This is a genomic window from Streptomyces spinoverrucosus (genome assembly GCF_006539505.1).
In the GTDB taxonomy this organism is placed as follows: Bacteria; Actinomycetota; Actinomycetes; order Streptomycetales; family Streptomycetaceae; genus Streptomyces; species Streptomyces spinoverrucosus.
This window is the reverse complement of record NZ_BJND01000010.1, coordinates 37043-48959: the sequence shown is the minus strand read 5'-3', so window position 1 is coordinate 48959 and position 11917 is coordinate 37043. Positions and strand designations below refer to the sequence as shown.

The following is an 11917-nucleotide window of genomic DNA, read 5'->3' as shown; positions in this document are numbered from 1 at the left end:
CACCGGCCTTCGACCTGCACCACCCCGATATCGCCCAACTCGAGCACAAAGGCGCGGCGGCGCGGAGCGTAAGCGGCCCGGGCAAGGAACTGCGGTGAGCCGTCCGTCCCCTGACGATCCAGTCCAGGGTGGGCTGCGCCGGCTCGACGGCTACCTCTATTGGCAGGCCGAACTGGCCGAAGCACGCAAGGAAGCCACGGCATTCTGCGACAGGCTGCCCTGGCTCACCGCCGGCGAGCGCCGCGATCTCGAAGAGGAGTACACCCGCGCCCGCGTGGACATGGCCAAGGCCGCCATCCGCCGCATCGCCGACCGGCGCACCGAACTGCGCGCCGAGTACGAGGCCCGCTACCAGCACCTGCGCCGACGCACCATCGCACTCACCCTCGGCACGGCATCTTGCATCCTCACGGTGTGGGAACTGCTACGTCAGTGACCAGTACGCACCTCCTCCCCCTCCTACATGCCGGTGATCCTGTCCCACCATCACCACCGACGGCCTTGCTACTCCGCCGTGTTGCGCGCCAGCGCGTTGTTCCCGGTCGAGTTGTGCACGCTGAAGCTCACGGCGTCCGAGCGGTAGCGGTCGTCCGACCACTCCACCGGGCGCCCTTCGCGGGTGGTCGTGACCCGGCGGACCCTGAGCAACGGGCTCGTACGGCGGATGCCAAGCAGTTGGGCGTCCTGGGCGCCGGCCGCGACCGCGTCGATGACGTGCTCGCCGTAGGCGAAGACCAAGCCGGTGTCGTCGTAGAGGCGCTGAGTCACGGAGGGGCAGTCCGGCTCGATGGCTTCGACTGCCGGGGAGATCCAGTCCGCGTACACCGTGCGTTCCAGCAGCACCGGTTCCCCGTCCAGGCCCCGCACCCGCAGGACGCTCAACACGGGCGTGCCCTTGCCCAGTTGCAGACGTACGGCGTCCTCGGCCGTCGCCGGCCGGTATTCCTGCGCGATCACCTGCCCCGTTGCCTCGCGGCCCATCGCCCGCGCCCACTGGGCGAAGCTGCGCAGTTCGGCGAAGCTCTGGCTGCGGCGGCTGGCCAGCACCACCCGGCGCGCGCCCTGGCGGGAGCCGATGAGGCCCTCGGCGGTGAGGGCCGCGACGGCCTGGCGGACCGTGCCGCGTGAGACGCCGTAGTGGGCCGCGAGCTCGGTCTCGGAGGGCAGCCGGTTGCCGACGGTGTACTCCTCGCGGTCGATCGCCCGCCGCAGTTCGTCGGCGATCTGCTCGTGTCGCGCCGTCATGCTTCCCCTCTGAGTCGGCCGCTGTGCACAGCGTGAGCAGCCTAGTCGAGATCCGGCAGGTCGCTGTGCCGGGTGGGAGTGCACAGCAAATCTAGGGAAAACCTTGTGCCGGAGTTCACGGGCCGGACATCTGCGGCGGGCCTACTTGGGGCCGACTTGTTCAGACAAGTTCTTCAGACAAGTTCTCCACGCCTTCTGATCCCTCGTGCGTCCCCCTGGAGCAGCCGTGTCCGTGTCCCTGCCGAGAACAGCCGTCCTTGGCGGTTCCCTCGCCGTCGTCGCCGCGCTCGCCCTGAGCGCCTGCGGCGCCGCTCCCGACAACGCGTCCACCACCGCCGACGGCAAGAGCGCCGCGACCGCCACCTCCGCCGCCGACTTCGGCGGCATGGACAAGCTGGTCGCCGCGGCGAAGAAGGAGGGCACGCTGCACGCCATCGCGCTGCCCCGCGACTGGGCCAACTACGGCGCCCTCATCGACGGATTCGAGAAGAAGTACGGCATCAAGGTCGAGGTCGAGAACCCGGACGGCTCCAGCCAGGACGAGATCAACGCCGTGACCTCGCGCAAGGGCCAGGACCGCGCCCCAGACGTCCTGGACCTCGGCAGCTCCTTCGCACTGAGCGCGGCCCAGCAGGGGCTGCTCGCGCCGTACAAGGTGCAGGGCTTCGCCGACATCCCCGAGGGGCAGAAGGACGCGCAGGGCCGTTGGTACAACGACTACGGCGGCTACATCTCCATCGGCTGCGACGCCAAGCGGGTCAAGCAGTGCCCGACCACCTTCGCCGACCTGCTCAAGCCGCAGTACAAGGGCCAGGTCGCCCTCAACGGCAACCCCACCAAGTCGGGTTCGGCCTTCGCCGGCGTGTACGCGGCGTCGCTGGCGAGCGGCGGCTCCTTCGACGACATCCAGCCCGGCCTCGACTTCTTCGCCAAGCTGAAGAAGAACGGCAACTACACGCCCGTCGAGTCCACCCCGGCCACCGTCGAGAAGGGCGAGACGCCCATCAGCATCGACTGGGACTACCTCAACGCCGGGTACGCCGACGAGTTCAACTCCAAGGGGCTGGACTGGAAAGTGACGGTGCCGAGCGACGGCAAGTTCGCCCAGTACTACTCCCAGGCCATCAACAAGGACGCCCCGCACCCGGCGGCGGCCCGTCTGTGGGAGGAGTACCTCTACAGCTCCGAGGGCCAGAACCTGTGGCTCAAGGGCTACGCCCGCCCGGCCCTGATGGCGGCGATGGAGAAGGCCGGCACTCTCGACAAGGCGGCCGCCGCCAAGCTGCCGAAGGTCTCCGGTACGCCCGCCTTCCCGACCGAGGCCCAGCAGAACAAGGCCAAGACGGTCCTCGCGGAGGGCTGGGGGAAGGCCGTCGCCGGATGACCGCCACCCTCCCGAGGGCCGGTGCGGTGCCCGTCGCTTCGGTGAAGCGACGGGGCCGCGCCCCCGGGCTCCTCGCCGTCCTTCCGCTGCTCGTCTTCACGGCGATCGCCTTCGGTCTGCCCGCGCTGGCCATGCTGAACGGTGCCTTCACCGTCAAGGACCAGGCCACCGGGGCGGCCTCGTACACCGCGCAGAACATGACGGCCTCGCTGCAGGGGCCGTATCTGATCGCCCTGCTCGGCAGTGTGAAGCTGTCCGCCGTATCGGCCGGGATCGCCACGGTGCTCGGGCTGCTCCTGGCTCAGGCCGTGGTGACCTCCCGGTTCCGGGCGCTGCGCGAGGCCGTGCTCACCGCCTCCGGGGTGCTCGCCAACTTCGGCGGCGTCCCGCTCGCCTTCGCCTTCGTCGCCACGCTCGGCAACTCCGGCGTCCTCACCCAGCACCTCGGCCTGAAGGACAAGGGCTGGGATCTGTACGGCTTCTCCGGTCTGACCTTGGTCTACCTGTATTTTCTCATCCCGCTGATGGTCCTCACCATCACCCCCGCCCTGGAGGGCCTTCGCGTCCAGTGGCGGGAGGCCGCCCAGAACAACGGTGCCAGCCAGGCCCAGTACTGGCGGCACGTGGCCCTGCCGGTGCTCACGCCGTCCCTGCTCGGCGGGTTCGTGCTGCTCTTCGGCAGCGCCTTCGCCGCGTACGCCACGGCCGCCGCCATGGTCGGCAGCTCCGTCCCGCTGGTCACCCTGCAGATCGCCGACGCACTCTCCGGGAACGTCCTCGTCGGACAGGAGAACGTGGCGCTGGCCCTCAGCCTGGACATGGTGCTGGTCGCGGGCCTGGTGATGGCGGTCTACCTGCCCCTGCAACGACGGAGCGCGCGATGGCTCGCCTGAACCTGTGGCGGTGGGGCGTGCTCGGCCTCGCCGGACTGTACTTCCTCGTCCCGCTCGCCGCGTCCGTGGTGTTCTCGGTCGACGTGAACGGCCGGATCACCTTCGACGCCTACAGCAGCATCGTCGGCACCGGCGGCTTCGTCACCAGCCTGCTGCTCTCGCTCGAACTGGCCGTCGCCACGATCGCCGTCGTGCTGCTGCTGATGGTCCCCGCGACGGTCGCGCTGCGGCTCGGCGCGTCCAGGCTGCGGCCGGTCGTCGAGGTCGTCTGCTCACTGCCGCTGGTCGTGCCGCCGATCGCGTTCGTCGCCGGGATCAGTACGGTGCTGAAGTGGGGGCCCGAGTACCTGTCCCGCACCCCGTTCTTCCAGACGATCGTGGCGATCCAGAACCCCGACTTCCCCGTGGTCCTCGTGCTCGCCTACGTCGTCATGGCCCTGCCCTTCGTTTACCGGGCCCTGGACGCCGGGCTGCGCGCCATCGACGTACGCACCCTCGTCGAGGCGGCCCGCAGCTGCGGCGCGAGCCGGTCGCAGGCGCTGTTCCAGGCCGTTCTGCCCAATCTGCGCGGGGCCCTGCTGAACGCCTCCTTCCTCACGCTGGCGTTGGTCCTCGGCGAGTACACCGTCGCCCAGCTGCTCGGCTTCCAGCCGTTCGCCGTGTGGATCGTGAACATCAGCGGCTCCCAGGCGCAGATGTCCGTCGCCGTCGCCGTGCTCAGCCTGCTCGTCACCTGGGCACTGCTTCTCGCGCTCACCGTGTTCGGCGGGCGCTCCCGAACCGTTTCGTCCCGGGGATGAACATGACCGCCACCACCCTTGAGAAGGCAGCCGTCACGGACCAGGCCGCCGCCACCGTCGAATTCCGGGCGCTGCGCCGGGAGTTCGGGCCGACCGTCGCCCTCGACGGACTCGACCTGAGCGTGCGCCCCGGTGAGTTCCTCGCCCTGCTCGGCCCGTCCGGCTGCGGCAAGACCACCGCCCTGCGCATGCTCGCTGGGTTCGAACAGCCGGACTCCGGCGAGGTATTGGTGGACGGCCAGGACATCACCCGTGTCCCGGCCCACCGCCGTGACGCCGGGATGGTCTTCCAGTCGTACAGCCTCTTCCCGCACCTCAGCGCCCTCGACAACGTCGCCTTCGGACTCCGCATGCGCAAGGTGCGTACGGCCGAACGGCGTTCCCGGGCCGCCGAGTTGCTCGACCTGGTGGGCCTGGGCGACAAGGGCGACCGCTTCCCGCACCAGCTCTCCGGCGGGCAGCAGCAGCGCATCGCCCTCGCCCGCGCGCTCGCCCTGCGCCCACGCGTGCTGCTGCTCGACGAACCGCTGTCGGCGCTGGACGCCAAGGTGCGCCTCACCTTGCGCGAGGAGATCCGCCGCCTCCAGCAGGAACTCGGCATCACCACCCTGTTCGTCACGCACGACCAGGAGGAGGCCCTGTCCATGGCCGACCGGGTCGCGGTCATGCGCGCCGGGCGGCTCGAACAGTGCGCTCCTCCTGCCGAGTTGTACGGCCGTCCCGCCACCGCCTTCGTCGCCGAGTTCGTCGGCACGATGAGCCGGATCCGCGGGCGACTGCACGGCACGACGGTCGAGGTGCTCGGGCAGCGGCTCCCGGTCGACGGGGAGGTACCGGTGACGGCGGAGGTGGACGTGCTGGTGCGGCCCGAAGCGGTCGTCGTGACGGCGGACGAGCGCGGCGACGCCCGCGTGGTCACCGCGGCCTTCCTCGGCGCGGCCACCCGCCTCACCGTACGGCTCGCGGACGGCACCGAGGTCAAGGCCGACCTGACCACCCACGAGGCCGCCGCGCTCGGCGCCGGGACCGCCGTACGCGTATCGCTGCCGGAGCGTCCGGTACTGGTGGCCGAACGCTGAGCCTCCTCGCATCGGAACCCCCCACGTGAAAGAGAGAACCGTGACTCGACTCCCGCTCCAGGCTGTCCTGTTCGACATGGACGGCACGCTCGTCGACACCGAGCGGCTGTGGTGGGAGGCGGTGGAAAAGGTCGCCGGGCGAGCGCTGACCGAGGTGGACCAGCCGGAGGTGCTCGGCCGGCCGGTCGAGCACACCGCCGCGTGGCTGGCCGCGGCCACCGGCCGGTCGGCCACCGAGCTCGCCGCGGCGCTGCACCGGGAGTTCACCGACCGCGTCCGCACCGGCATCGTCCCCCGCCCCGGCGCCCTGGACCTCCTCGACGCCCTCACCCGCGACGGCATCCCGACCGCCCTGGTCACCGCCTCTCCCCGAGCCGTCGCGGACACCGTCCTCGCCGCCCTCGGCACCCACCGCTTCGCGGTCTCCGTCACCGCCGACGACACCCAGCGCACCAAGCCCGCCCCCGACCCCTACCTCGCCGCCTGCCACGCTCTCGGCGCCGACCCCGCCCGCTGCGTGGCCGTCGAGGACACCCCGACCGGCGTCACCTCCGCCGAGGCCGCCGGGTGCGCGGTCCTCGCGGTGCCCTCCTTGGCGCCGATCGCCACGGCGCCCGGGCGGACGGTGGTGGACAGCCTCGAAGGGGTCACTCCGGAGCGGCTGTGCGCGATGCTGCCCCGCGAGCTGCGCGTGCTGAGCTGGAACCTCTGGCTCGGCGGGACGAAGGTGGACGACCACCGGGCCAAGCAGCTCAAGGTCATCCTGGACACCGAGGCCGATGTCGTGGGCCTGCAGGAAACAGGCGGCACCGCGGCCCGGGAACTCGCCGAGGCCCTCTCCTGGCACCATCACACGGCGGGCGAGAACCTCGGCATCATCAGCCGCCACCCGATCACCGCCGGCCTCGGCGACCCCGACGTCGGCTTCTACGGCGCGGCCGGCGCCCGCATCCGTATCGGCGAGGCCTATGAGGTCGATGTCTGGACAGCCCACCTGCACTACACGCCGTACGGCCCCTATGAAGCTACTTTCGACGGGCTCCCGGCAGCCGAACTGATCGCCCACGAGGAGCTCCGGCTCGCACAGATGCGGGACACCCTGCGATGGATCGCCCAAGCGGCCGACGCCACCACGCCCGTGATTCTCACCGGCGACTTCAACACCCCCTCGCACCTCGACTGGCCGGACGTGCAATGGCCGGTGACGAAGGCCGCCGAGGAGGCCGGCCTGCGCGACTCCTACCGCGAGGCCCACCCCGCCCCGGCCGCCGCCCCCGGCCACACCTGGTCCCCCATCCACCCCGAACACGAAGACGGCAGCGGCCGCCCCGAACCCCAGGACCGCATCGACTACGTCCTGCACAACGGACAGGGCCTCAAAGTCCTCGACTCACGCACCGTCGTCAGCGGCACCCCGCGCCCGTGGCCCGACGTCGCCGACAACGACTGGCCCTCGGACCACGCCGCGGTACTCACCACCTTCACCCTGCAGCAGCAGCGTGCGTCGTCACGCCGCGGGTGAAGCGTTCATCCATGCACGCGGCCCTCAAGGGCGCGGAACATTCCGGCACATCACCTGACGGGAGTTCAGGGGCCGAGCATTCTCGCGCAGTGCACCATTCCTTGCCCGAAGGCGCAGAGGTCTTCGCCGTCGTCTTGACGCATTCCTTCACAAGTACTTGGCAGTAGCCCCGCCCACCCTTGGTACTTTCATCTTCAAGATCTTGCACCTCGCTCGTCCACCGAACCCAATACCGAGGCTCCCCACGTGCCCAGAACCTCAACTTCCGCCGTCGGCGGACGTCACCGCAAGCCCAAAGCGATGAGCCCGGCGGTCCGGCGAACGCTCGTGATCGCGACAACCGGCCCCATCGCGGGGGCGATCCTGGCCTCCCCGTCGGCCTTCGCCGCCGACAAGGCCGTCTCCAAGACCTCCGTCGCCGAACTCGACCCCGCCGAGCAGAAGATCGCCGACAACCTGAACGCCCGCAGCCAGGACCCGCGCCTCGGCAGCACGCTCGGCGGTGTCGTGATCGACGCCAAGACCGACAAGGTCGTCTGGGGCCACAACGCGACCACCGCGCTGATGCCCGCGTCCAACACCAAACTCGCGACCGCCACCGCCGCGTTGACCGTGCTCGGCCCCGATCACCGGTTCACCACCAAGGTCGTCTACGGCGACGGCACACTCACCCTCGTCGGCGGCGGGGACCGCACCCTCACCACCGACGACCTCGACGCGCTCGCCAAGACCGCCGTCGCGGGGCTGAACAACGCGGGTCTCACGTCGGTGAAGGTCCAAGTCGACGACAGCCTCTTCCCCGAGCCCACACTCGCCACCGGCTGGAACACCGGCTACTACCCGAACGAGATCGCGCCGGTGCGGTCCCTCGTGGTGGACGGACACGCCGTCACGGACACCGCCCTGGACGCGGGACAGGTCTTCGCCAAGCTCCTCACCGACCGGGGTGTCACCGTCACCGGCGACGTCACCCGAGGCGTGGCCGGGGCAGGCAACGTCCCCGTGGCTCAGCACCAGTCCGACAAGCTGTCCAAAATCGTGAAGCACATGCTCAAGGTGAGCGACAACAACATCGCCGAGACGCTGCTGCGAATGACCGCGCTCGGCGCCGGCCGCCCGGCCACGTTCGAGGACGGGACGGCGGTCGTACGGGCCGTACTCGGCCAGAGGTACGGCGTGTCGCTGGACCACTTCGAGATGTACGACGGCAGCGGGCTGTCCCGCTCCAACCGGATCCCGGCCCAGACCCTGGCCGACATCCTCGACCTGACCACCGACCCCCGCTACCGCCAGACCCTGAAGTACATCGCGGACGGCCTGCCCGTCGCGGGCGAGGCGGGGGCGACCCTTGGGCCCGAGTGGGGCCGCTTCGACACTCCCGACTCCCAGTGCGCCGTCGGCAAGGTCAAGGCCAAGACCGGCACCCTCACCGGCGCCATCGCGCTGAGCGGCATGACGAAGGCACAGGACGGGCACTGGAAGGTCTTCTCCTTCGTCGAGAACGGCTCCACCGCCAACGGGAACGACATCAAGGACGCCCTGGACGGCCTCGCCGCCACGGTCAACGGCTGCTGGGCGTGACCCGAGACGCGTTGCTGTGAGGACGGCGACCTGCAGCGCATCGGCCCGCAGGCCGACCGGTCATCGGCGAGGCAGCCGACGGCGCCGGGGATTCGGCCTGCAGGCCGACCCCGGCCGCCCGTAGCCGTGTTGCTAGCTCGATGACCTCCTTGCCCCCCACTGCCGGGCCCGGTACGTGCCCGCTGCCCGGCAGACCAGGTAGATCGTGAACGAGATGGTGGTGACGTACGGGCTGATGGGGATGCTGCTGCCCAGGGCGAGCAGGATCCCGCCCTCGATCGAGGCGACCGCGAAGACCACGCTCAGCACGGGCAACAGCACCGGCGACGCGGTCACCCGGGCCGCGGCGGCCGCGGGTGTGACGACCAGGGTGAGGACCAGCAGCGCCCCCACGATCTGCACGGACAGCGCGACCGCGAGGCCCAGCACGAGCATGAAGGCGAACGACAGCACACGGACCGGCACCCCGCGTGCCTCGGCCACCTCCGGGTCGGCGCTGGAGAACGCGAGCGGCCGCCACATGACCGCCAGCGCGGCCAGCACCACGGCTGACGTACCGAGCAGCCAGGACGTCTGCGGGGTGTCCACGGCGACGATCTGCCCGGTGAGGATGCCGAACTTGTTCGCCGCCCGGCCCTCGTACAGGGCGAGGAAGAGCACACCAAGGCCGAGGCCGAACGGCATGATCGTGCCGATCACCGAGTTGCGGTCCCGGGCGCGTGAGCCGAGCAGGCCGATCGTGCCGGCCGCGATCAGCGATCCGACGATCGAGCCCGCCACGATGTTCACCCCCAGCAGCAGCGCGGCCGAGGCCCCGGCGAACGACAGCTCACTGATGCCGTGTACCGCGAACGGCAGGTCCCGCATGATCACGAAGACCCCGACCAGCCCACCGACCAGGCCGAGCGCGGCGCCGGCGATGAGGGAGTTGCGGACCAGGGCGAGCAGTTCGCCGTAGTTGTCGAAGTTGAAGATCTGCTGCCAGATCCCCTCGGCGAGGGTCATGGCCGTACTCCGTGCGGCAGTTCGGGGTGATGCGGCGGCTCGGCCACCTCGTCGGGCACGCCCACCACCGTGATCCGGTCCCGGACGCGGATGACGTCGACCTGCGTGCCGTACAACCGCGACAGCGACTCGGAGGTCAGCACCTCGTCCGGCGTGCCGACGCGGTGGCCGCCGCGGGCGAGGTACAGCACGCGGTCCACCAGGCCCAGTACGGGGTTGATCTCGTGGGTCACGAACACCACCGCCGTGCCGTGGGAGCGGCGCCGGGCGTCCACCAGTTCCGTCACGGCCCGCTGGTGGTGCAGGTCGAGGGAGAGCAGTGGCTCGTCGCACAGCAGGATCCGCGGGTCGGTGGCCAGCGCCTGCCCGATGCGCACGCGCTGCCGTTCGCCGCCGGAGAGCAGGCCGAGGGGTACGTCCCCGAACGCGGCGGCACCGACCGACGCGAGCACCTCGTCGACCCGTTGCCGTACGGCGCCGGTGCGCAGCCGGGGTCCGAAGCCGTGTCCGTCGATGCCGAAGCGGACCAGGTCCCGGGCGCGCAGCATCGCGTGCGCGGACAGCGTCGCCTGCTGTGGGACGTAGCCGATGTGCCGACTGCCCTTGCGGGGCGGGTGGCCCAGGACCGTCAGCGTGCCGGCGGACAGCTGCCGTTGGCCGAGCAGGGCGCGTACGAAGCTGGTCTTGCCCGATCCGTTGGGCCCGAGCACGGCCAAGAATTCGCCCGGTTGTACGTCGAGATCGAGGTCGTGCCACAGCACGCGCTCGCCGTAGGAGAGGGCCGCTCCGCGCAGGCTGATCACCGGGCCGTCGGTGCCACGGTCGTCGTCGGTCGTCCCGCGGTCGCGGGTGCGGGCGTGGGGCACGGCGGCCATGGTGGACCGCCTCACTTGGCCAGCGCGCTCGCGAGCGCGTCGACGTTGGCGGTCATCCAGCCGATGTAGTCCTTGCCCTCGGGCAGGGTTTCGGTCACGGGGACGACGGGAATTCCGGCGGACTTGGCCGCCTGCTCGGCCTTCTCGGTCTGCGGGCCGGTGGTCTGCTCGTTGTAGACCAGCGCCTTGACCTTGTTGTCGGTGAACAGCGCCAGCGTGGCCTGCAGGGTCCTCGGGGAGACGTCGTCGCCCTCCTCGATGGCCTCGCTGAACTCCTCCGGCGTCGCGTTCTTCAGGCCGCTGGCCTCGATCATGTACAGCGGCACGGGTTCGGTGACGGCCACCTCCTCGCCGCCGTGGTCGGCCTTGATCTGCGCTTCCTTCTCCTGAAGCGGCTTCAGTCGCGCCTTGAAGGCGTTGGCGTTCTTGGTGAAGGTCCCGGCGTCGTCCGGGTCGGCCTTGCCCAGGGCGGTGGCGATGCTGTCGGCGAGCTTGGCCACGGTGGGGAAGTCGTACCAGACGTGCTCGTTGAGTTCGCCGCCCGCCGGGGCGGTCTTCCCGGAGATCTTGACCGCGTTGATGACCTCGGCGGACGAGTTGTCGCTGCTCTTCAGCATGCGGTCGATGAAGTCGTCGTAGCCGCCGCCGTTTTCGATGACGACCTTCGCCTTGGACAGCTCCAACTGGTTCCGGGTGTTCGCCTCGTAGGAGTGCGGGTCCTGCTCGGGGTTGCTGATGATCGAGGTGACCTTCACCTGCCCGCCGCCGATCTGTTCGGCCATGTCGCCGTAGACGTTCGTCGAGGCCACCACCGGAATGGCGGACGAGGAGACGGGGGTCTGTGAGGCGTCGGCGTCACTGCCGGAGCCCGACGAACTGCCGCAGCCCGCCAGGGTGATCAGGCAGACGCCGGTTATGAGCGGCACCGAACGCCGGGACAAGGACGCACGCATGGGGATCCTCCGCGATGAAGTGAGTTGTCCGCCGAGCTCAGCCTGTCCCGGCTTGGCCCACGCTAGATGGAAACGGATGTCAAGACCGTCTTCCAGCCATCCGATATGGAAATCCTTACCAAGAACCTAACTCTGGTCGCCTCGGCCTGCGCGGTCACGACGGCTGCCGCGATTCTGCGCAACGGCTGATGCGCGACGCCCATCACGGGACGAGAATGGACTTACCGCGTCGAAGACGGAGGAATCCGCTCCGCGGAAGGAGATCATGATGCATCCCGCCGCTTTCGCCAGTGCGGTCGTGGGCCGCGTCACGCACTACGCCTTGTCCGGAGCCGCGGGCGCGCTGGTGCTGCGGGGAGCCGCCAAGGCCGCTCCCAAGGCGAAGCCCGCGGCTCGCAGGCTTCTGGTCAGCGGGATCGCCGGCGGCATCACGACGGGGCGACGGCTGGGTGCGGCCGCCGAAGAGGCCCGTCTGAAGGCAGGGGACCTGCTGGCGGAGGCCAGGGAGCAGTTGGGTGAGGAGGCGCCGCCGCCGTCGGCGGTCGGTGTCGAGGGACACGCCCACGACCACGAGCACTGA

At 70.2% G+C, this 11917-nt stretch carries 12 protein-coding genes; 8 read left to right on the top strand and 4 right to left on the bottom strand.

All coding sequences use genetic code 11. From position 1 onward, the window contains the following. The first annotated feature begins 94 nt into the window (after window positions 1-94). Complete coding sequence (locus SSP24_RS08165) at window positions 95-436, top strand: hypothetical protein (RefSeq protein WP_141308371.1); 342 nt, start codon at window positions 95-97, stop codon at window positions 434-436. Between the two features lie 68 nt (window positions 437-504). Here SSP24_RS08165 and SSP24_RS08160 read toward each other — a convergent pair whose 3' ends face one another. Then, window positions 505-1245, bottom strand: a complete 741-nt coding sequence (locus SSP24_RS08160; RefSeq protein WP_141308369.1) for a GntR family transcriptional regulator — start codon at window positions 1243-1245, stop codon at window positions 505-507. A 226-nt stretch (window positions 1246-1471) separates the two neighbouring features. Here SSP24_RS08160 and SSP24_RS08155 point away from each other — a divergent pair, with 226 nt between their 5' ends. The 6 genes from SSP24_RS08155 (at window position 1472) to dacB (ending at window position 8504) form a co-directional block, all read left to right on the top strand. Continuing rightward, window positions 1472-2629 (top strand): ABC transporter substrate-binding protein, encoded by a 1158-nt coding sequence (locus SSP24_RS08155; protein WP_141308366.1) that lies wholly within the window; start codon window positions 1472-1474, stop codon window positions 2627-2629. After that, window positions 2626-3522 carry an ABC transporter permease gene (locus SSP24_RS08150; protein WP_141308364.1) on the top strand — a complete coding sequence of 299 codons (897 nt, stop codon included), beginning with the start codon at window positions 2626-2628 and terminating at the stop codon, window positions 3520-3522. Before SSP24_RS08155 ends, SSP24_RS08150 begins: the two co-directional genes overlap by 4 nt. Then, window positions 3510-4322: an ABC transporter permease gene (locus tag SSP24_RS08145; RefSeq protein WP_141308362.1), complete on the top strand. Its 813-nt coding sequence runs from the start codon at window positions 3510-3512 to the stop codon at window positions 4320-4322. The genes SSP24_RS08150 and SSP24_RS08145 overlap by 13 nt, the downstream gene beginning before the upstream one ends. A 2-nt stretch (window positions 4323-4324) precedes the next feature. Further along, window positions 4325-5401, top strand: a complete 1077-nt coding sequence (locus SSP24_RS08140) for an ABC transporter ATP-binding protein (RefSeq protein ID WP_141308360.1) — start codon at window positions 4325-4327, stop codon at window positions 5399-5401. A gap of 40 nt (window positions 5402-5441) precedes the next feature. Continuing rightward, window positions 5442-6923 carry an HAD-IA family hydrolase gene (locus SSP24_RS08135; protein WP_141308358.1) on the top strand — a complete coding sequence of 494 codons (1482 nt, stop codon included), beginning with the start codon at window positions 5442-5444 and terminating at the stop codon, window positions 6921-6923. Window positions 6924-7223: 300 nt separating this feature from the next. Then, window positions 7224-8504 (top strand): D-alanyl-D-alanine carboxypeptidase/D-alanyl-D-alanine endopeptidase, encoded by a 1281-nt coding sequence (gene dacB / locus SSP24_RS08130; protein ID WP_141308356.1) that lies wholly within the window; start codon window positions 7224-7226, stop codon window positions 8502-8504. 132 nt (window positions 8505-8636) lie between these two features. On the opposite strand, the gene SSP24_RS08125 is transcribed toward dacB, so the two are convergent. From SSP24_RS08125 to SSP24_RS08115, 3 genes are read right to left on the bottom strand one after another with little or no spacing between them, the layout of a single operon-like run. Then, on the bottom strand, window positions 8637-9509 hold the full coding sequence (locus SSP24_RS08125) for a metal ABC transporter permease (RefSeq protein ID WP_141308354.1): 873 nt from the start codon (window positions 9507-9509) through the stop codon (window positions 8637-8639). Further along, window positions 9506-10384: a metal ABC transporter ATP-binding protein gene (locus tag SSP24_RS08120; RefSeq protein ID WP_229864874.1), complete on the bottom strand. Its 879-nt coding sequence runs from the start codon at window positions 10382-10384 to the stop codon at window positions 9506-9508. The genes SSP24_RS08125 and SSP24_RS08120 overlap by 4 nt, the downstream gene beginning before the upstream one ends. Before the next feature lie 11 nt (window positions 10385-10395). Continuing rightward, a complete protein-coding gene (locus tag SSP24_RS08115; RefSeq protein ID WP_141308352.1) occupies window positions 10396-11337 on the bottom strand; it encodes a metal ABC transporter solute-binding protein, Zn/Mn family in 942 nt (313 codons plus the stop codon). Between the two features lie 265 nt (window positions 11338-11602). Here SSP24_RS08115 and SSP24_RS08110 point away from each other — a divergent pair, with 265 nt between their 5' ends. Continuing rightward, complete coding sequence (locus SSP24_RS08110) at window positions 11603-11917, top strand: DUF1490 family protein (protein ID WP_229864875.1); 315 nt, start codon at window positions 11603-11605, stop codon at window positions 11915-11917.